The following is an 18,169-nucleotide window of genomic DNA, read 5'->3' as shown; positions in this document are numbered from 1 at the left end:
ACACAGAATTGCCCTGGCCACGCAAGGGTGGCGAAGCGGCTTTTGCCTGCTCATTGCGGGTGTCTCGGGCTTGGACCATTCCTGATGCGCGTCATATCATGCATCGTCACGGAGCATAATCTGTGGCTCGTCCTGCTGGCGGCGCTGATGTGCGTCACCGGCTGCTGGGTGACGATCGGCCTCCTGGACCGCGCCAGGAAAACCGTCGGCGTGCAGATGCGGGGATGGCTCTTCCTGACCGCGGTCGCGGCCGGTTCCTCGGTCTGGTGCACGCATTTCATCGCCATGCTGGCCTATCAGCCCGGCGCGCCGATCACCTTCGATCCGGCGCTCACCATGATCTCCCTGGTCATCGCCATGGTCGGAACCGGGGCGGGCTTCGGTCTTGCGCTCGGCAAAGGCCGCGGCCTGGCGCCGGAATGGGGCGGGTGTGCCGTCGGCCTGGCGATCTCGGCCATGCACTATACCGGCATGATGGCCTATCACGTGGCCGGCATCGTCGAATGGGACGCCTTCTACGTCATCGCTTCCGTGCTGATCGCGATGGCATTCTCCTCCGTGGCGGTCGGCCATGCGATGCGCCGGCCGTACCGCTGGTCGCACTATGTCGGCATCGGCCTTCTGGTGCTGGCGATCGTCGGCCTGCATTTCACGGCGATGGCGGCGGTGGCGGTGACGCCGCTTTCCTTCATCACCACGGGCACCAATCCCGATATCCTGGAAGCGATGGCCGTCGCGGTCGCCGTGGTCGGTCTGATCGTCGCCGCAACCGGCTTCGCCAGCTATCTGATCGACGAACGCGGTCGGCTCGAAAGCTTCGAGCGGCTGCAGCATCTTGCCCTCAACGATGCGCTCACCGGCCTTGCCAACCGGGTCTCCTTCAACGACCGCCTCGACCATGAGATCGAGCGGGCGCGCGAGGATCAGGGCACGATGACCGCCGTCATCGTCATCGACCTCGACCGGTTCAAGGAAATCAACGACCTCCGGGGACACGCCGCCGGCGACCAGGCGCTCAAGATCATTGCCCGCAGGCTGGCAAAGCTGGCCGGCGACGGCGAGTTCGTCGCCCGGCTGGGCGGCGACGAATTTGCCGCCATCAAGCGCTTCAAGGACCAGAACGACCTGCTCGGCCTGGTGTCGCGGCTGGAGAAGTCACTGTTCGAGCCCTTGCGGATCGACGATTTCGAGAGCGTCACCGGCGCCAGCATCGGCGTTGCCGTCTATCCGCGCGACGGGGCCGACCGGGAGAGGCTGGTCAGCAATGCGGATCTGGCCATGTACCGGGCCAAGAACGACGTGACGCGGGCCGTCTGCTTCTACGAATCGGCGATGGACGAGACGGCGCGGGCGCGCCGGGCGCTGGCCACCGATCTTCGCCAGGCAATCGACCGGGGCGAGTTCTCGCTGCACTATCAGGTGCAGACTTCGGTGCAAACCGGCGCCACGTGCGGCTACGAGGCGTTGCTGCGCTGGACGCACCCCGTGCACGGCATGGTCCCGCCCGCCGAATTCATTCCGATCGCCGAGGAGAACGGTTCCATTCTGTCGATCGGCGAATGGGTGCTGCGCACCGCTTGCCGCCAGGCAGCCTCCTGGGACAATGGCCACAAGATCGCGGTCAATCTGTCGCCGGTGCAGTTCGCCCATGCCAATCTCGCCACGCTCGTCCATCAGATCCTGGTCGAGACTGGCCTGTCGCCGAAGCGTCTCGAGCTCGAGCTGACCGAATCGACGATCGTCGCCGACAAGGTGCGCACGCTGCACGTGCTGCGCCAGATCAAGGCGCTTGGCGTGACGATCGCGATCGACGATTTCGGCACCGGCTATTCCTCGCTCGACACGCTGCGCTCGTTCCCGTTCGACAAGATCAAGCTCGACCGCTCCTTCATGGCCGATGTCGAGCGCAGCCCGCAGGCAAAGGCGATCATCCGCGCCGTGCTGACGCTGGGGCGCAGCCTCGACATTCCCGTGCTTGCCGAAGGCGTCGAGACCCATGTCCAGCTCACCATCCTGCAGGTCGAGGGCTGCAACGAGGCGCAGGGCTATTTCCTCGGCCGCCCCAAGCCGATCGATCAGATCGTGCTCATCGGCGGGCCTGATGGCCAGGACGGCCCGCCCGCCTTCGAGGCGCCTGCCAGGATGCGGGCTGCCGCCGGCTGGCGCTCGCCGCCATAGGCTGGAAACTGCAGTTACCGAAGCGATTGCCATGCTGGATCAACGCTTTATCTGGCGCCGGCGTGACGCATCCTGTATAGGCCTACACGTTCCCTGGGGCCTGCCATGTCCTTCATTCCCGACACCACCACACTGATCCAGTTCGCCATCGCCACCGTGATCCTGGCGATCACGCCCGGGCCAGACATGACCCTGTTCGTCTCGCGCACGCTGAGCCAGGGGCGCGCCACCGGCTTTGCCTCGATGGCCGGCGCGCTGTGCGGCACGCTGATCCACACCACGCTGGTGGTGGTGGGCGTCTCGGCGCTGATCGTCGCCTCGCCGATGGCCTTTTTCGTGCTGAAGATCTTTGGCGCCGGCTATCTCGTCTTCCTGGCCTCGATGTTCATCGTACTGTCGATCCCGGTGACAGCGCCGATGGTGCTGGCGGCGGAGAAATTTTCCGCGGCGATGAAGGCCAGCCCGCGCGTCACGCGGGTGGTCGATTATCTTTTCGCCGGTGTGTTCTCGGCCTTCGCGCTCAAGATCCTGACGGCCCAGGCGAAGTAGAGACGTTGTCGTCCTTCCACCAGCTTCCGGCCCAGCGCCCGGCGCTCAGCCAGTAGAAGATGCCGCCGACCATGCCGCCGCCGATCACCGCCATGATGGCGCTGGTGTCGGTGATCGCGAAGGTGGACTCTTGGGCGTGGTCGACCAGGCCGAGGAAGACGACCGCCACCACCGCACCCGCCAGCGCATAGTACAGCCAGTCGCGCCGGCCGAGGATTTCGGCAAGCAGGATGACGATCACCGCCGGCAGGAAGGCGAAATAGGCGACGAACAGAGCGACGAAGGGGATCGAGAAATACAGCGAAGCCGTCGCCGTCGGGTGCGTGTGGTCAGGCGTGTAGCCGAGCGAGGCCAGGAACAGAACGTTAAGGAAGGCGCTCGCCGCCAGCGAGGCGACGGCATAGCCGAACAGGATCATGGCAAAGCGAACGAGATAGGCGACGAGACGGGTCATCCGGGATCTCGCGGCATCAGACGGCCGGACCTGCGCCCGGCCAGGAGCCAGTAGACCGAACCGGCGACGGTGCCGGCCGTGGCCAGGAAGCCGAGAAAGCCCGGATTGAAGACAAAGCCTCCGGCCGAGCCCGGGACAAGAACGCCAAAGGCGATGGAGGTGATCGCGCCCGTGACCGCGAAATAGAACCATCCCCGCAGCGACAGCCATTCGGCGACCAGGATCGCGGGGCCAACGATCAGCAGAGCGCAGACCGCCACGGTCAGCACGGCGAGCGGGAAGGACCCGAGCCAGTCGAAGGTGAAAACCAGCGACCAGTTGCCATATTCGATGCCTTCCAGCAGCGTGATCAGCAGCACCGGCACCAGGATCGAGGTCAGCACACCGGCGATGTAACCGACGGCTATGATGGCGATGCGTTTGAGCCCGGCGACGAGACGGCTCACGCCTCCCCATGCCCCGCGATCATCATGGCTTCCAGCGCCAGCCGGTCCACTTTTCGCATGCGCTCGGATTCCGATTTCAGCTGGCCGCAGGCGGCGAGGATGTCGCGGCCGCGCGGCGTGCGGATCGGCGAGGCATAGCCGGCATTGTTGATGTAGTCGGCGAATTTCTCGATCGTCTCCCAGTCCGAGCACTGGTAGTTGGTGCCCGGCCACGGGTTGAACGGGATCAGGTTGATCTTGGCCGGAATGCCCTTGAGCAGCTTGATCAGGCCCTTGGCGTCCTCGATGGAATCGTTGACGTCCTTCAGCATCACATATTCGAAGGTGATGCGCTTGGCGTTCGACAGGCCGGGATAGGCGCGGCAGGCGGCGATCAGTTCCTTCAGCGGATATTTCTTGTTGATCGGCACCAAGAGGTCGCGCAGATCGTCATTGGTGGCATGCAGCGAGATCGCCAGCATGACGCCGATCTCCTCGCCGGTGCGGAAAATCTCGGGCACGACGCCGGAGGTCGACAGCGTGATGCGGCGCTTCGACAGGGAAAGCCCGTCGCCGTCGGAAGCGATCAGCAGCGCCTTCTTCACCGCCTCGAAATTGTAGAGCGGCTCGCCCATGCCCATCATGACGATGTTGGACACCTTGCGGCCCTCGGCCGGCACGATGGCGCCGTCCGGCGTGTCGCGGTCGGGGAAGTCGCCGAGGCGGTCGCGCGCGGTGAGCAACTGGGCGAGAATCTCTTCCGCCGTCAAATTGCGCACCAGCTTCTGCGTGCCGGTGTGGCAGAAGGAGCAGGTCAGCGTGCAGCCGACCTGCGAGGAGATGCAGAGCGTGCCACGGCCTTCCTCGGGAATATAGACGGTCTCGATCTCGACCGGCCGGCCGGCGCCGCGCGGCGGAAAACGGAACAGCCATTTGCGGGTGCCGTCGGAAGAAATCTGCTCCTCGACAATCTCGGGACGCGCGACGGTGAAATGCTTGTCGAGCTCGGCGCGCAGGTCCTTGGAGATGTTGAACATGCCGGCGAAGTCGGAAACGCCGCGCACATACATCCAGTGCCAGAGCTGCTGGGCGCGCATCTTGGCCTGGCGCTCCGGCACGATGCCGGACGCGACCAGCGCCTCGCCAAGCTCGGCGCGCGTCAGGCCGATCAGCGACGGCTTCTCGGGCGCGGCGCGGGCGCGCAACGCGTCACGGGCACCTTCAGTGGTGAGGTCGAAGGAAAGGGTCATGGTCGCACTGATATAAGCGGTTTGCGGCCGATTTCATCCATCGTGCCGGGAACTGAAGCGCGGCGCATAGCACAGGTTGCGGGCAGAGTCATGCGGAGCGAACGCAACCATACGCACTTCGGCTGACAGCCCGCTCCGGCTATCTGACAGCTTTGCCCTATCTTCCCGCTGCAAAGGAGAGATCACATGGTCGTGTTCGCGTAACGATTCCCATCGCGCCTTCGAAGTCTGAATGGGGCAACCATGCCTCTATAAAATGGGAGTATGCAGAATGAACTCTATCAAGTTCGCCGTCATTGCCGGCCTCGTCGGCCTTTCCGCCTCGCAGGCATTTGCTGAAGACGCAATGGGCACGATGACCATGATGAAGGGCGGAGAAGTGATGGCGATCATGCCGGATGGGCACATGGGCACCATGATGCCGGATGCAAAGATGGGTGCCGAGATGATGAAGATTGCAAAGCCGATCAAGCACTGCATGATGATGATGACCGACGCCAAGGGCAAAGCCTTCATGATCGATACGTCGACTAAGAAGGCTCAGGCCGAATGTGAAAAAATGGCCATGTAAGACTGGACCTGTCACGATCTAGACTCGCCGGCGCACACGCCGGCGGGTCATGATACGAGTCCCAACTTCGCCGGACTTCGTTTCCCGCTCCCCGTCATTTACCTCGCGTGTGACGGCGGCCTGACCTCGCAGGCTTGATCGACCTCATGCCTGTGCTAGGGCTGGGCATTCACCGCGAGGACAGACATGGCCGGAACATCGCGAAAACATCCCATGCTGCGGCGCTCGCTGGCGATGTGGGGCTCGCGGCGTGTGTGGCAGCCGCGGCTGGTGTTCTGGGCCGGCGCGGTCTCGATCGGCGTCATCAGCGTGCTGTTCGCGGTGTTGGCCGACAAGGCGCAGGCGCTGTTCCATATGATGATCGGCGATGGTGGCGGCCGGCGCTTCTATCTGCCGCTTGCGATCACGCCGCTCGGCTTTGTCCTGTGCGCCTGGCTCGCCCACGCCTTCTTCCCGGGTTCGCAAGGCAGCGGCATTCCACAGGCGATCGCCGCGCGCCATTTGCGTGAAGACGACGATCGCAACCACCTTCTGTCGCTGCGGCTGGCGGCGGGCAAGATCGCGCTCACCGTCGTCGGCCTGTTCTGCGGTGCTTCCATCGGCCGCGAGGGCCCGACCGTGCAGGTCGGCGCGTCGCTGATGCTGCAGGCGGCGCGCTGGGGCGGCATGGCGCAGGCGCGCGGCCTGATCCTGGCCGGCTCGGCCGCAGGCATTGCCGCCGCCTTCAACACGCCGCTGGCCGGCATCGTCTTCGCCATCGAGGAGATGGGCCGCACCTATGAGGCGCGCACCAACGGGCTGGTGCTGACGGCGGTGATCCTGGCCGGCCTCGCCTCGCTCGGCCTGCTCGGCAATTACACCTATTTCGGCGTCTCGAAGGAGACGATCGCGTTTGCCGTCGACTGGCCGCTGGTGCTTGGTTGCGGCATCATCGGCGGCGGCTTCGGCGCGCTGTTCTCGCTGCTGGCGCTGAAGATCACGCGGCGGATCCGCCGCTGGCACACGCAGCAGCCTTTGCGGCGCGCCTTGCTGGTGGCGGCTGTCTGCGGGCTCGGCGTGGCGGTGATCGGCATCGCCTCGGGCGGGCTGACCTTCGGCACCGGCTACGCGCAGGCGCGCGGCGCTGTCGAAGGCGCGCCGCTGCCATGGTTCTTCTTTGCCGAAAAATTCCTGGCCGGGCTGCTGTCGATGGTCTCGGGCATTCCCGGCGGCATCTTCGCGCCGTCTCTGGCGGTCGGCGCCGGCATCGGCAGTTCGCTTGGGCTGCTGTTCGGCGCCAGCGCGGGGGCTGCCGCGCTGCTCGGCATGGCCGGCTATTTCGCCGGCGTCGTGCAGGCGCCGATGACGGCCTTCGTCATCATCCTGGAGATGACCGGCAATCACGACAATGTCATCGCGCTGATGCTGGCCTCGATGTTGGGCTACGGCACGGCGCGCATGATCTCGCACGAGCCGCTCTATCATGCGCTGTCGCGCGTCTTCATCGCCGAGGCGATCCGGCGGCGGCGGGCGGAGAGCGTGCCGGAACCAGGTCAGGGCTGAACGAGAACCCCTATGGCGGGCCCTCAGGTGCCTGCGGGAGGCGAACCTCACTGTTGCGCCACAGGGAAAGATCGCCCTGATTTTCGATGTCGCCCTGGGAGGAAAGAACGGCTATTCGCTCGGCGATTTCTTCCCAGGACGCTTCCACGCCGGCTTTGCGAAGTGCTTCTTCTGACTTAGCTATGATCATGGCGGTCTTCTGCCACCGCTCCACGACGATTTGCATAATCGTGGCGTCGATGTCGCGATTTGTCATCGGGGTTGGCAGCAGCCTATTTGCACTTGGCGATCGACGACAGCGCCGCCGAAATGCCCTTCAGCGAGAAGACATAGGAGGTGGGGTTGCCGCGGCCGGACTTCGCCGTCACCTTCATGTCGGTGCCGGTCTTCATGGCGGCGATCAGCACCGGCTCCTCGGCGGCGTTCTCGACCCAGGCCGACTTGCCGCGCGTGAACATCGAGAAGGACTTCTTGTCGATGGTGACGGTGGCCTTGGAGCCTTCCTGGAAATTGTAGCCGGCGATGAATTGCGGCTCGTAGGACACCTGCTGGCCGGGACGCTGGCTGACGAAGAAGAACATGTCGCCATGGTCTAGCGTCGGCGGCTGCTTGTCGGTCGGCACGGTGAGCACGTAGCAGACCTTGCCGCCCGATGCCTGGTAGCTGTAGGTGCCCCAGGCATTGTGCTGGCCGATCTTGGTCGCCTGCTGCGCCAGAACGGGCGCTGCCGAGGCCACCAGGACCAGACTCGAAACTAGTGCTATCAATCCGCGCATCGTCTTTCCCGTATTCCAAATGGTGCGGGGGCGGGCCGCATGGCGTCCTGCCGTCGCTTCATTTTGATTTAATCTGGGTTACCAAACGGTGAATTTCCCTCAAGAAAAGGACGCTCACCCCAGGAAACCGCCGCCATTCCCGCGCCGCCGCCTTGTCAGCGGCCGGCGCGACGTCCCTTCGGCGACTTGGAGGCCACGAAAGCGGCAAGAGTTTGACTTTTCAGCAGGCCTCCAAACGCCTCTGTCCACAGGGCGCGCGCCACGTGAAGGTGCTCAGCTCCTGTCGGCGATGGCGTCCTTGGCGGCCTGGCGATGTGCCGGCGTGATGTGGGCGCTGACGGCGGTGATCGCGGCGGTCAGCACGGCGATGTCGTCGGTGAAACCGAGGCCGACGACGAAGTCGGGGATGAGGTCCACCGGCAGGACGAAGTAACCGAGCGCGGCCACCAATATGCCCTTGGCGCGCAGCGGCGTGTTCTTGTCCATGGCGCAGTAATAGGCGGCAACGACCTCTTCCATGAACGGGATCTGCCGCGCGGCCTTCTTGGCCGTGCGCCAGAATTTCTCGCGCACTTCGCCCTCGCCGCCCAGCCTGTCGCCAAAGCCGAAGAAATCAAAACCGGATTCTCGCGCCATCAATCACTCCTTGCGGGCTCATGCGCGTCCTGGCGCATGCCTCGCGGGGGAAAATGTGGTGAAAGCCGGACCCGGCTGCAAGATGCCGGCGCCGATTTGGGCTCGCCGCTCACGGCCAAGCGTGCATTCAGCCGCCGAAATAGTGGTTCATCTTCTTGGCCAGCGCGATGTCGAGCGCCGTGACGCCGCCGGCGTCATGGGTGTTCAGCGTCACGTCGACGGTCTTGTAGACATTCGACCAGTCGGGGTGATGGTCCATCTTCTCGGCAGCCAGCGCGACGCGGGTCATGAAGGCGAAGGCTTCGGAAAAATTCCTGAAAACGAAGCTGCGCTTGATCGAGCCGCCGTCCGGGGCCAGCGACCAGTCGCCGAGTTCGGCAAGGGCAGCGGTGATAGCGTCCTTGCTGAGTTTTTCTCTCGTCATGATGTTTTCCCGTGCTATTTCGAATTTGACCCTCACCATAGTGCAAGTTGCCCCGGAGTGCTTCGCGGTTTTGGGGTTCCAAATGCACAAACGGCGCATATCGAATGAGCTTAAAGCCGATAAATTCCATTCTGTTCGTCTGCCTCGGCAACATCTGCCGTTCGCCACTGGCCGAGGGCGTCTTTCGCGCCGTCTGGGCCGAGCGTGGCCGGGGCCGCGACATGCTGCTCGATTCGGCCGCCACCAGCGGCTGGGAGGTCGGCTCGGCCCCCGATCCACGCTCGATCGCGGTCGCGATGCGTCACGGCATCGACATTTCCGGACAGAGGGCACGCAAGGTCCGGCGTGAGGATTTCTCCCGTTTCGACCTGATCCTCGGCATGGACCGCTCGAATGTCGCCGATCTCAAGGCGCTGGCGCCCGCGCGGGACCGGGTGCACCTGTTTTTGGAGTTCGCGCACGGACAGGCGCGTGACGTGCCCGATCCCTATTATGACGGGCCGGAGGCCTTTACCGAAGTCTACCGCATGATCCGCGAAGCGTCGGAGGCGCTGGCGACGCGGCTGGCGGCGCGGGCATCGTTGCCGGACAGCGGCCAGGCTTCCTCGACGATATAGGGGCCGCCGCCGACCGAATCGCGCGACGACATCAGGACGAAGCGGCCGATGCGGAAGGGTAGCGTCGAGAAATTGCCGCGTGCCGACAGGTATTGCGCGACATCCAGCGGGCTCGAATTGCGCAGCCGCGCCAGTGTGACGTGCGGCATGAACTTGCGCGGATCGGCGGGGATGCCGAGCCGCTGGCAGATGCGCTCGATCTCGCCCTGAAGCGCGGCCAGATCGGGCGAGGCGGACGCCCCGGCCCATACCGCATGCGGCTTTTTCTGGCCGAAAGCGCCGACACCGGACAGGGTCAGCGAGAAGGAGGGGCGGTGGACGCGGTCCAGCGCGTTGGCGATCTCGTCGGCGACATGGCCTTCGACATCGCCGATGAAGCGCAGCGTCAAATGGTAGTTTTCGACATCGATCCAGCGGGCCCCGGGCAGGCCGCCCCGGAGCAGGGACAGCGACAGGGCAGCATCACGCGGAATTTCGAGGGCGGTGAAAAGACGCGGCATGAAGAGCCTCCCTTCCTCGAATCGAACTGTCACCCATAGCGAATCATCGATAGTCGAACGGAGCAAGAGGTTTATTGGTCACAGTCTTTGCTAAAAATTTCCCTAACGGAAAGCGGTTCCGGCCGGCCTCACGCGCCTCCGGGCACCGCGGCAATGGCTTTCTCGACCGTCGGGAGGATGCGCTCGACCATCAGGTCGACCCCCTTGGCGCTCGGATGCAGGCCATCCTCGAGCTGCATGCCGGGCTGCCCGGCGACGCCGTCGAGGAAGAACGGGTAGAGCGGGACATCGTATTTTTTCGCCAGCTCCGGAAAGATGGCGTCGAAGGCGGTCTGATAGTCGGCGCCGAGATTGGGCGCGGCGCGCATGCCGGCCAGAAGCACGGCGATCTTGCGCTGCTTGAGCTTGGCCAGCATCTCGTCGAGGTTCTTCCTGGGAATATCGGGCAAAACGCCGCGCAGCATGTCGTTGGCGCCGAGTTCGAGGATGACCAGCTGGGTTCCGTCCGGCACCGACCAGTCGAGCCGCGCCAGGCCACCGCTGGTGGTGTCGCCGGAAACACCGGCATTGGCGACGGCCACGTCACGGCCCTTGGCGCGCAGGGCGGCCTGGAGCTTGTCGGTAAAACCCTCGCCGGGCCCGAGACCGTAACCCGCCATCAGGCTGTCACCGAAGCCGACGATCTTGAAGGGCTCCGCCCGCGCCGACGAAATGGCGCCGCAAAGAGCGAGGAAAAGGATCAAGCCTGCGGCTATCTGGCGTTTGAAAGACATAAGGCAGGCCCCATATGACCAAAGGATTCTTCCGGGCGACGGCTTCCGGCAAACAGAGCCTTCACGCTCCATATAGGACACTTTCATTTTGACAGAAGCCGTCATCGCGCTGAAAGACGTATCCCTGACGCTCGGCGAGGGCGCTTCGTCGGTCCATGTGCTCAAGGGCGTCAGCCTCGAGGTGGCGCGCGGCGAGGCGACCGGCATCGTCGGCCCTTCGGGGTCCGGCAAGTCGACACTGCTGATGGTGCTGGCAGGCCTGGAAAGGGTCGATTCGGGTACGGTACGAATCGCCGGCGAGCTGCTCAACGGCAAAAGCGAGGACCAGATTGCTTCGTTTCGTGGCCGAAACATTGGCATCGTCTTCCAGTCCTTCCACCTCATCCCCAATATGACGGCGCTCGAGAATGTCGCGGTGCCGCTGGAACTGGCCGGCCATGCCGATCCGTTTTCGGTGGCGGCGCGCGAACTGGGGGCGGTGGGCCTGAGCGACCGCGTCACCCATTATCCCGGCGAACTCTCCGGCGGCGAGCAGCAGCGCGTGGCGATCGCCCGCGCCCTGGCGCCGTCGCCGCGCATCCTCATCGCCGACGAGCCGACCGGCAATCTCGACCAGGCGACGGGGCGGCAGGTCGCCGACCTTTTGTTCGCTAAGGCGGCCGAGCGCGGCATGACGCTGGTGCTGGTCACCCACGATCCGGCGCTTGCGGCGCGCTGCTCGCGCCAGGTTTCGATGCGTTCGGGCCGGATTGAAACACCGGCGCCCCTGAAGGTCACAGCCTGATGCCGCTGGCACAGACGCTGAAGCTCGCGGTCCGCTTCTCGCTGCGCGAAATGCGCGGCGGCCTGTCCGGCTTCCTGATCTTCCTTGCCTGCATCGCGCTCGGCGTCGCGGCGATCGGCGGCGTCAATTCGGTTGCGCGCTCGATCAGCGCCGGCGTCGCCGATCAGGGCCAGACGCTGCTCGGCGGCGACCTTCGCTTCCAGATCAACCAACGCGACGCCAGCCAGGCCGAGCGCGGCTTCCTCGACGGGCTTGGCACCGTTTCGCGCACCGCCAGCATGCGCTCGATGGCGCGGCTGGCCGACGGCTCGGACCAGGCGCTGGTCGAGGCCAAGGCGGTCGACGACGCCTATCCGCTCTATGGCGCGCTGGAAACCGAACCGAAGCTGTCGAGGCAGGAGCTGTTCGGCGAAGAATTCGGCGTCTTTGGCGCGGCCGCCCCTGATCTGCTGTTCGAACGGCTGCACCTCAAGCCCGGCGACCGGCTGAAGCTCGGCACCGCCACCTTCGAACTGCGCGCCAGACTGATCACCGAGCCGGATGCCGTGTCCGACGGTTTCGGCTTCGCGCCGAGGCTGATGATCTCGATGGAAGGCCTGGCCGCCACCGGGCTGGTGCAGCCGGGCAGCCTGGTCGAAAACGCCTACAAGATCCGGCTGCCCGCCAACGCCGGCGCGGCGCGGCTCAAGGCCATTCAGGATAAGGCGGCGAAAGACTTTCCCGAGGCCGGCTGGTCGATCCGCACGCGCGACAATGCGGCGCCGGCGCTGTCGTCCAACATCGAACGCTTCTCGCAATTCCTGACGCTGGTCGGGCTGACGGCGCTGGTGGTCGGCGGCGTCGGCGTCGCCAATGCGGTGCGTGCCTATCTCGACGGCAAGCGCGGCGTCATCGCCACCTTCAAGAGCCTCGGCGCTTCCGGCGGCTTCGTCTTTGCCGTCTATCTCGTGCAGATCCTGATCATCGCCGCCCTTGGCATCGTGCTCGGTCTCGTGCTCGGCGCGCTGATGCCGTTCGTGGCAAGTGCCGCCCTCCAATCGGTCATTCCGGTACCGGCGGAGGGTGGCTTCTATCCCGGCGCGCTCGCCATGGCGGCGCTGTTCGGCCTGCTGGTGACGCTGGCCTTCGCGCTGCTGCCGCTTGGCCGCGCCCGCGACGTGCCGGCGACGGCACTGTTTCGCGAGATGGGGCTCGAAGGCCGCGGCCAGCCTCGCCCCGTCTATGTCGCTTCGGCGCTCGGCATCGCGCTGCTGCTGGCGGCGCTGGCGATCCTGTTCTCCGGCGATCAGCGCATCGCCTCGATCTTCGTCGGCGCCACCATCTTCGCCTTCCTGGTGCTGCGCCTGGTCGGCGCACTGGTGCAATGGGCGGCGAGAAAAAGCCCGCGCGTGCGCTTCGTGGCGCTCAGGCTCGCCCTCGGCAACATCCACCGGCCGGGCGCCCTGACGCCATCGGTGGTGTTGTCGCTGGGGCTCGGGCTGACGCTTCTGGTGACGCTGGCGCTGATCGACGGCAATCTGCGGCAGCAGATCTCCGGCAGCCTGCCGGAGCGGGCGCCGAACTTCTTCTTCGTCGACATCCAGGGCAGCGATGTCGATGCATTCTCCGCGCTGATCGGCAAGGAGGCGCCAAAGGGGACGCTGGCGAAGGTGCCGATGCTGCGCGGCCGGGTGATGGCGCTCAACGGCGTCGATGTCGACAAGGTCAAGGTGCCGGCCGAAGGCGCTTGGGTGCTGAAAGGCGATCGCGGCCTGACCTACGACGCCAGGCGACCGGAAAACGCGACGCTGACCGAGGGCAAATGGTGGCCGGACAATTACGCCGGCGAGCCGCTGGTTTCCTTCTCGGCTGTGGAAGGCAAGGAGATCGGACTGAAGCTCGGCGACACCGTCACCGTCAATGTGCTCGGCCGCAATGTGACGGCGAGGATCGCCAATTTCCGCCAGGTCCAATGGGAAACGATGGGCATCAACTTCGTCATGGTGTTCTCGCCCAACACATTCGCTGGCGCCCCGCATGGCTGGATGGCGACACTGACCGAAAGGAGTGCCACCACGGCCGACGACGCGCGCGTCCTCAACGCCGTCACCCGCGCCTTTCCCGCGGTGACGACGGTGCGGGTCAAGGACGCGCTCGATGTCGTCAACCGGTTGGTCGGGCAGCTCGGCACGGCGATCCGCGCGGCGGCCGGCGTGGCGCTGATCGCTTCGGTGCTGGTGCTGGCGGGCGCGCTCGCCGCCGGCAACCGTGCGCGCATCCATGACGCGGTGGTGCTGAAGACGCTCGGCGCCACAAGGAGAACGCTGATCACGGCGTTTTCCCTCGAATACATGCTGATCGGATTGGCCACGGCCATCTTCGCGCTGGCGGCCGGCGGCATCGCGGCCTGGTATATTGTCGCCCGCATCATGACCCTGCCGTCGCATTTCATGCCGGAGGTGGCGGTGGCGACCATCGTCTTTGCGCTGGTGATCACCGTCGGAATCGGCCTCGCCGGCACCTGGCGGGTGCTCGGCCACAAGGCAGCACCAGTACTGCGCGAGCTGTAATTTCGCGGCCGGAGCGACCATCCCGGATTAAATCTTGGTAAGGATGCCGGTCGGAAAGCCCGGGAATCGGCCTTTCGGCCTCTCACGAACCGTTACATCCGGTTACGGTCTTGTTCTTGACGCGAATAACCATCATATTTCGCCATAGGCATGCTGGAGCCCTGCCAGCGGCGCCTGGGTCCGTAAGAGGCCCGACACCGGACGGGGCAGAAGCAATAGAGGATTCCAATGGCTGATCCCATTCGCAACTATCAGACGTCGGCGGTGCCCGGCGTCCGCGCCGACATCGATCAGGGTCTGCGCGCCTATATGATCAAGGTTTACAATCTGATGGGGCTTGGCCTCCTCATCACCGGTCTTGCCGCGGTAGGCACAATCATGCTGGCCACCACCACCGATCCGGCCTCGGCTGTCGCAACGCTGCCGAGCGGCGAGATGCTGACGTCCTTCGGCTATGCGATCTTCGGGTCGCCGCTGCGCTGGGTGGTGATGCTGGCGCCGCTGGCCGCCGTGTTCTTCCTGTCGTTCAGGATTCAGTCGATGAGCGTCGCTGCCGCGCAGACGACGTTCTGGGTCTATGCCGGCCTCGTCGGCCTGTCGCTGTCGTCGATCTTCCTGGTCTACACCACGGCCAGCATCTCGCAGACCTTCTTCGCCACCGCCGCCGCCTTCGGCGCGCTGTCGCTCTACGGCTACACGACCAAGCGCGACCTGACGGCGATGGGCTCGTTCCTGATCATGGGCGTGTTCGGCATCATCATCGCGATGGTGATCAATATCTTCCTGCAGTCGTCGGCGCTGTCCTTCGCCGTTTCGGCGATTGGCGTGCTGGTCTTCGCCGGCCTCACCGCTTACGACACGCAGAAGATCAAGGAGATGTATTTCGAGGGCGATGCTTCCGATATCGCCGGCCGCAAGGCCATCATGGGCGCGCTGAGGCTCTATCTCGACTTCATCAACCTGTTCATGTTCCTGCTGCAGTTCATGGGCGACCGCCGCTAGAGCAGCTCGCCGTTTCAAGGAAACGGCGAACCGCTCGAAATTTTTGTTTGGCGCAATTCCGGAGGGAAAGCGCTACACGCTTTTCCCGGGAAAACCGTTTCACACTTTTTCCTGGGGTTGCTCTAAGGCTTCGCATCAGGTCTGACTGGACCATCGAGTTTGGAAAGGGCGGCCCAACGGCCGCCCTTTTCTTTTGCGCCGGCGTTTGCTGTTATCAGAGCCAGACAGAAGGCTTGCATAAAGAATGAGCAATATCGTGATTCGAGCGGCCAGCGCCGCCGACCTCGACACCATCACTGAAATCTACGCCGACGCGGTGACTCACGGCACGGCGAGCTACGAGCTGGAGCCGCCCAGCCGCGCCTAGATGGGCACGCGATTCGCCACGCTCACCGCCGGCGGCTTTCCTTATCTGGTGGCGGAGAAGGACGGCGCCGTGCTCGGCTATGCCTATGCCGGCGCCTTCCGGCCGCGCCCGGCCTATCGCTTCATCGTCGAGGATTCGGTCTATGTCGCGCCTGACGCCAAGGGGCAGGGCATTGGTCTCAAGCTGATGCGGAGCCTGATCGCGGCGGCCGAGGCGGCGGGTTTTCGCCAGATAATCGCGGTGATCGGCGACGGCCATGCCGACAGCGCCTCGGTCAGGCTGCACGAAAAGCTCGGCTTTCGCCATTCAGGCCGCCTCGAAGGCTCCGGCTACAAGCACGGGCGCTGGCTGGACACGGTGTTCATGCAGCTGTCGTTGAATGGCGGCGCTTCGCTGCCGCCCGATCCGGCCTCGCTGCCGGAGCGGAGGTTTCGGGGGACAAAGAAGAACTGAAGAATTGGGAGAATTGAAGAACAAAGAAGATGGCGCTTACGTCAGGTAAGTGCCTTTTCCTCAATTCTCAATTCTCAATTCTCAATTCTCAATTCTCAATTCTCAATTCTCAATTCTCAATTCTCAATTCTCAATTCCTCAATTCCTCAATTCCTCAATTCCTCAATCCTATTCCCGGCTCACGCCTCGACCACTCTCAGCTTGCTGTCGAAGACGCCAAGCACGCGGCCGAGCTCCTGGCCGCGTTTGAGGATGCGGCCGCCGGCGGCGATGACGGCGAAGGCGCCCTGCTTGCGGGCCAGCTTCGGATCCTTGACGATCTGGAACAGCGGCACTTCGCTGGCGCGGCGGAAGACGGAAAACACCGCCCTGTCGGTGAGATGATCGATGGCGTAGTCGCGCCATTCATTGGCGGCGACCATGCGTCCGTACAGCCTGAGGATCTGGTCCAGTTCACGCCGGTCGAAGCGTACCGGCTGGTCGAGGCGTGCGCTGCGCACCTCGTGCAGCGGGATCAATATTGCGGATGCGTCACCATCCCCCGTCCCGCCGCTGTCGTCAGTCATGCCTCGATCCTTCAAAATGAATCTTTGCCAACCAAAATTGGCCCCTTCGCGCGGCAATTGCAAGAGCCGGCGAAGCGGTCGTGGCGATGCGCCTTTTCGGTCACGTCCAGTCACGTTTGCAAACCGCATGTTGGAATTGGTGATGCTTCGCCACATTTCTGCCTTTTTTTATCCGCGCTCATGCCCCAATCTCCGACGAATTTACCGGCGTTGCCTGAGACGGTTCGGTCCGGCACCGGCTCGTAAACCCCAAGCCCCCCGCCCACGGGTCTGCGTCGGATCGAACCAACCTCGGTTTTTCCTTGGAAAAATCGGGTGCGACGATCCCAAAACCTAAATGACCGGCGTCAGAAGCAAGCTGACGTCGGTTTTTTCATGCCTGAAGGTCCAGATCAGCGTAGACCTAGCCGGCGCTTGCGAGGTGACCGGGCAGGTACCTGCTGGTGTCATGTAGGTCGGCGCGATCCGATACCGTCAACGTGGATGTCAAAGACGACACTCGCCTCGGTTTGAAGCCGACAGCAATCCTGTTCGGCCTGTTCTACGCTCTCACGGTCGCATTGTGGTCGCTGGGCGGCTGGCTATCATGCATGTCCCTGCCATACGCCGCCGGAATGGCGGTGATCGCCGCTCATCTGGCCTGGCAGGCCCGGCGTATTGACCTTCAGCGCCCGGAGCTGAATTTCAGGCTTTTCCTGTCCAACATTTTGACCGGCGTGCTGCTGGCTTGCACGGCATTCGCCGGGACATGGTGAGGTTATCCGGCTCGCCGGAGATGGTTATAAGTCCTGGGCCTTGTTCAGGGGCTTGTGGATGAAGGCAGCGCCGAGAATAGGCCCCGGCATGCCGTCCTTGCCGACCGACTGCAAAAGCACGGCGCAGCCGCCCTTCTTGGTGATCTCGCTCATCGGCAACTCATAGCGCTGCGCCTTGCCGTGCCACATGCCGGCGGTCTGGATGCTGGTGACGGCGTTCCAATAAGTCATCTTGCGGCCGGAGTTCTCGCCCTGGGCGATCTTGACCGTCTGCGGCGGCTCGAAATAGACGATGACGACATGGGCGTCGCTCGGACCGGCGCCGGCATCGCCGGCATCGATGATCACGCGGTCGCTGGTGCGGCTGACCTTGACGGGCACACGCATGCCTTCGCCGGATCTCGCCATGCGGGCGAGCGCGCCGTCGACCTCGCCGCGATTGGCGCCGTTGACATGCGCGCGGCCATTGAGCACCGCCTGCGGCGTATAGACGGAGCGACTGCCGAAGGCGCGCATGTAGTCATATTGCCGCTCGGTGTTTTCCTTGCGGCTCAGCGTGTCCTTCCAGCCGAGATAGTCCCAATAGTCGACGTGATAGGAGAGCGCGACAATGTCATCCTTGGTGGCAAGTTCGGCGAAGAAGGCATCGGCCGGCGGGCAGGAGCTGCAGCCTTGGCTGGTGAACAGTTCGACCACGCCGAGCGGCTTGTCGGGCGAGGGTTTTTCGGCCTGGATTCTTTCGGTCTCGCCGGCATGGCCGGCACCGGCAACCGCCGAGAAGGCCAGCGCGAAGGCTGCCAGCCAAAGTGATCTTCGCCAGGCCATGATCATTCCAATTCCCGCCGGTGGCGCCGGCTTTGTTCTGATTGTCTGAAATATGTGGCAGAAGCGGAAGTCAACGGGAAGTCACGTTGCGGTGAAATTTTTGCCGTTGCCGCCGCAGGTAAGGCCGCAACAGGACCGACACTGCATTTCACGACGTGGTTCGATTAGGGAGT

General features: G+C 64.1%; 19 protein-coding genes and 2 pseudogenes. 10 read left to right on the top strand and 11 right to left on the bottom strand.

The window, feature by feature from the left end:
* Nucleotides 1-84 precede the first annotated feature (84 nt).
* Together ACVILI_RS03625 and ACVILI_RS03620 are read left to right on the top strand one after the other, a co-directional pair.
* Nucleotides 85-2,178 carry a putative bifunctional diguanylate cyclase/phosphodiesterase gene (locus ACVILI_RS03625; protein ID WP_240564553.1) on the top strand — a complete coding sequence of 698 codons (2,094 nt, stop codon included), beginning with the start codon at nucleotides 85-87 and terminating at the stop codon, nucleotides 2,176-2,178.
* 105 nt (nucleotides 2,179-2,283) lie between these two features.
* Nucleotides 2,284-2,727: a LysE family translocator gene (locus ACVILI_RS03620; protein WP_457102327.1), complete on the top strand. Its 444-nt coding sequence runs from the start codon at nucleotides 2,284-2,286 to the stop codon at nucleotides 2,725-2,727.
* On the opposite strand, the gene ACVILI_RS03615 is transcribed toward ACVILI_RS03620, so the two are convergent.
* Genes ACVILI_RS03615 through rlmN form a run of 3 tightly spaced genes read right to left on the bottom strand, consistent with a single transcriptional unit; the run spans nucleotide 2,699 to nucleotide 4,856 of the window.
* Nucleotides 2,699-3,181, bottom strand: coding sequence for a hypothetical protein (locus tag ACVILI_RS03615; RefSeq protein ID WP_038650645.1), 483 nt, complete (start codon nucleotides 3,179-3,181; stop codon nucleotides 2,699-2,701). The genes ACVILI_RS03620 and ACVILI_RS03615 overlap by 29 nt on opposite strands.
* The gene (locus ACVILI_RS03610) at nucleotides 3,178-3,627 is read right to left on the bottom strand and encodes a hypothetical protein (RefSeq protein WP_019862082.1); all 450 of its coding nucleotides are present in this window, start codon (nucleotides 3,625-3,627) and stop codon (nucleotides 3,178-3,180) included. Before ACVILI_RS03610 ends, ACVILI_RS03615 begins: the two co-directional genes overlap by 4 nt.
* Nucleotides 3,624-4,856, bottom strand: coding sequence for a 23S rRNA (adenine(2503)-C(2))-methyltransferase RlmN (gene rlmN, locus ACVILI_RS03605; protein WP_019862081.1), 1,233 nt, complete (start codon nucleotides 4,854-4,856; stop codon nucleotides 3,624-3,626). Before rlmN ends, ACVILI_RS03610 begins: the two co-directional genes overlap by 4 nt.
* Before the next feature lie 271 nt (nucleotides 4,857-5,127).
* Between rlmN and ACVILI_RS03600 the strand changes: the two genes are divergently transcribed.
* Together ACVILI_RS03600 and ACVILI_RS03595 are read left to right on the top strand one after the other, a co-directional pair.
* Complete coding sequence (locus tag ACVILI_RS03600; protein WP_457102326.1) at nucleotides 5,128-5,427, top strand: hypothetical protein; 300 nt, start codon at nucleotides 5,128-5,130, stop codon at nucleotides 5,425-5,427.
* Between the two features lie 186 nt (nucleotides 5,428-5,613).
* The gene (locus ACVILI_RS03595) at nucleotides 5,614-6,969 is read left to right on the top strand and encodes a chloride channel protein (RefSeq protein WP_038650642.1); all 1,356 of its coding nucleotides are present in this window, start codon (nucleotides 5,614-5,616) and stop codon (nucleotides 6,967-6,969) included.
* Between the two features lie 10 nt (nucleotides 6,970-6,979).
* Here the strand turns inward: ACVILI_RS03595 and ACVILI_RS03590 are convergent, their stop codons facing one another.
* From ACVILI_RS03590 to ACVILI_RS03575, 4 genes are all read right to left on the bottom strand, one after another.
* A complete protein-coding gene (locus tag ACVILI_RS03590; protein WP_038650639.1) occupies nucleotides 6,980-7,225 on the bottom strand; it encodes a hypothetical protein in 246 nt (81 codons plus the stop codon).
* Nucleotides 7,226-7,241: 16 nt separating this feature from the next.
* Nucleotides 7,242-7,745, bottom strand: a complete 504-nt coding sequence (locus ACVILI_RS03585) for an invasion associated locus B family protein (RefSeq protein ID WP_010912373.1) — start codon at nucleotides 7,743-7,745, stop codon at nucleotides 7,242-7,244.
* Between the two features lie 273 nt (nucleotides 7,746-8,018).
* Entirely contained in the window at nucleotides 8,019-8,381 is a 363-nt protein-coding gene (locus ACVILI_RS03580) for a YkvA family protein (protein WP_038650638.1), read from the bottom strand.
* Nucleotides 8,382-8,508: 127 nt separating this feature from the next.
* Nucleotides 8,509-8,805: a 4a-hydroxytetrahydrobiopterin dehydratase gene (locus tag ACVILI_RS03575; protein WP_027047546.1), complete on the bottom strand. Its 297-nt coding sequence runs from the start codon at nucleotides 8,803-8,805 to the stop codon at nucleotides 8,509-8,511.
* Nucleotides 8,806-8,909: 104 nt separating this feature from the next.
* On the opposite strand from ACVILI_RS03575, the gene ACVILI_RS03570 reads away from it, so the two are divergent.
* Nucleotides 8,910-9,422 carry a low molecular weight protein-tyrosine-phosphatase gene (locus ACVILI_RS03570; RefSeq protein WP_084791711.1) on the top strand — a complete coding sequence of 171 codons (513 nt, stop codon included), beginning with the start codon at nucleotides 8,910-8,912 and terminating at the stop codon, nucleotides 9,420-9,422.
* Here ACVILI_RS03570 and thpR read toward each other — a convergent pair.
* Nucleotides 9,326-9,922 carry an RNA 2',3'-cyclic phosphodiesterase gene (gene thpR, locus ACVILI_RS03565; RefSeq protein WP_019862074.1) on the bottom strand — a complete coding sequence of 199 codons (597 nt, stop codon included), beginning with the start codon at nucleotides 9,920-9,922 and terminating at the stop codon, nucleotides 9,326-9,328. The genes ACVILI_RS03570 and thpR overlap by 97 nt on opposite strands.
* Before the next feature lie 128 nt (nucleotides 9,923-10,050).
* The gene (locus tag ACVILI_RS03560) at nucleotides 10,051-10,695 is read right to left on the bottom strand and encodes an arylesterase (protein ID WP_027047545.1); all 645 of its coding nucleotides are present in this window, start codon (nucleotides 10,693-10,695) and stop codon (nucleotides 10,051-10,053) included.
* An 88-nt stretch (nucleotides 10,696-10,783) separates the two neighbouring features.
* On the opposite strand from ACVILI_RS03560, the gene ACVILI_RS03555 reads away from it, so the two are divergent.
* From ACVILI_RS03555 to ACVILI_RS03540, 4 genes and pseudogenes are all read left to right on the top strand, one after another.
* Complete coding sequence (locus ACVILI_RS03555) at nucleotides 10,784-11,479, top strand: ABC transporter ATP-binding protein (protein ID WP_038650633.1); 696 nt, start codon at nucleotides 10,784-10,786, stop codon at nucleotides 11,477-11,479.
* Nucleotides 11,479-14,028, top strand: a complete 2,550-nt coding sequence (locus ACVILI_RS03550) for an ABC transporter permease (RefSeq protein WP_038650630.1) — start codon at nucleotides 11,479-11,481, stop codon at nucleotides 14,026-14,028. Before ACVILI_RS03555 ends, ACVILI_RS03550 begins: the two co-directional genes overlap by 1 nt.
* 228 nt (nucleotides 14,029-14,256) lie before the next feature.
* Nucleotides 14,257-15,030 carry a Bax inhibitor-1/YccA family protein gene (locus tag ACVILI_RS03545; protein ID WP_038650627.1) on the top strand — a complete coding sequence of 258 codons (774 nt, stop codon included), beginning with the start codon at nucleotides 14,257-14,259 and terminating at the stop codon, nucleotides 15,028-15,030.
* Between the two features lie 244 nt (nucleotides 15,031-15,274).
* Nucleotides 15,275-15,850, top strand: a pseudogene (locus ACVILI_RS03540) (N-acetyltransferase family protein).
* Nucleotides 15,851-16,029: 179 nt separating this feature from the next.
* Here the strand turns inward: ACVILI_RS03540 and ACVILI_RS03535 are convergent.
* A complete protein-coding gene (locus ACVILI_RS03535; RefSeq protein WP_019862068.1) occupies nucleotides 16,030-16,416 on the bottom strand; it encodes a DUF2794 domain-containing protein in 387 nt (128 codons plus the stop codon).
* Nucleotides 16,417-16,895: 479 nt separating this feature from the next.
* On the opposite strand from ACVILI_RS03535, the pseudogene ACVILI_RS03530 reads away from it, so the two are divergent.
* Nucleotides 16,896-17,171: pseudogene (locus ACVILI_RS03530) on the top strand (4-hydroxybenzoate octaprenyltransferase); the annotation flags it as partial.
* A gap of 24 nt (nucleotides 17,172-17,195) precedes the next feature.
* Here the strand turns inward: ACVILI_RS03530 and ACVILI_RS03525 are convergent.
* Nucleotides 17,196-18,002: a DUF1223 domain-containing protein gene (locus ACVILI_RS03525; RefSeq protein WP_019862065.1), complete on the bottom strand. Its 807-nt coding sequence runs from the start codon at nucleotides 18,000-18,002 to the stop codon at nucleotides 17,196-17,198.
* Nucleotides 18,003-18,169 lie beyond the last annotated feature (167 nt).

This window comes from Mesorhizobium sp. USDA 4775, from assembly GCF_054062655.1.
Note: the sequence above shows the minus strand (reverse complement) of the source record. Positions and strands in the feature narration are given on the sequence as shown.

Bases quoted from the DNA above. Each gene is read 5' to 3' on its own strand.
- ACVILI_RS03545 (WP_038650627.1), top strand. From the start codon at position 14,257: ATGGCTGATCCCATTCGCAACTATCAGACGTCGGCGGTGCCCGGCGTC.
- ACVILI_RS03590 (WP_038650639.1), bottom strand. From the start codon at position 7,225: ATGACAAATCGCGACATCGACGCCACGATTATGCAAATCGTCGTGGAG.
- ACVILI_RS03585 (WP_010912373.1), bottom strand. From the start codon at position 7,745: ATGCGCGGATTGATAGCACTAGTTTCGAGTCTGGTCCTGGTGGCCTCG.
- ACVILI_RS03535 (WP_019862068.1), bottom strand. From the start codon at position 16,416: ATGACTGACGACAGCGGCGGGACGGGGGATGGTGACGCATCCGCAATA.
- ACVILI_RS03615 (WP_038650645.1), bottom strand. From the start codon at position 3,181: ATGACCCGTCTCGTCGCCTATCTCGTTCGCTTTGCCATGATCCTGTTC.
- ACVILI_RS03595 (WP_038650642.1), top strand. From the start codon at position 5,614: ATGGCCGGAACATCGCGAAAACATCCCATGCTGCGGCGCTCGCTGGCG.
- thpR (WP_019862074.1), bottom strand. From the start codon at position 9,922: ATGCCGCGTCTTTTCACCGCCCTCGAAATTCCGCGTGATGCTGCCCTG.
- ACVILI_RS03525 (WP_019862065.1), bottom strand. From the start codon at position 18,002: ATGATCATGGCCTGGCGAAGATCACTTTGGCTGGCAGCCTTCGCGCTG.
- ACVILI_RS03570 (WP_084791711.1), top strand. From the start codon at position 8,910: ATGAGCTTAAAGCCGATAAATTCCATTCTGTTCGTCTGCCTCGGCAAC.
- ACVILI_RS03625 (WP_240564553.1), top strand. From the start codon at position 85: ATGCGCGTCATATCATGCATCGTCACGGAGCATAATCTGTGGCTCGTC.
- rlmN (WP_019862081.1), bottom strand. From the start codon at position 4,856: ATGACCCTTTCCTTCGACCTCACCACTGAAGGTGCCCGTGACGCGTTG.
- ACVILI_RS03580 (WP_038650638.1), bottom strand. From the start codon at position 8,381: ATGGCGCGAGAATCCGGTTTTGATTTCTTCGGCTTTGGCGACAGGCTG.
- ACVILI_RS03550 (WP_038650630.1), top strand. From the start codon at position 11,479: ATGCCGCTGGCACAGACGCTGAAGCTCGCGGTCCGCTTCTCGCTGCGC.
- ACVILI_RS03575 (WP_027047546.1), bottom strand. From the start codon at position 8,805: ATGACGAGAGAAAAACTCAGCAAGGACGCTATCACCGCTGCCCTTGCC.
- ACVILI_RS03620 (WP_457102327.1), top strand. From the start codon at position 2,284: ATGTCCTTCATTCCCGACACCACCACACTGATCCAGTTCGCCATCGCC.
- ACVILI_RS03560 (WP_027047545.1), bottom strand. From the start codon at position 10,695: ATGTCTTTCAAACGCCAGATAGCCGCAGGCTTGATCCTTTTCCTCGCT.
- ACVILI_RS03600 (WP_457102326.1), top strand. From the start codon at position 5,128: ATGAACTCTATCAAGTTCGCCGTCATTGCCGGCCTCGTCGGCCTTTCC.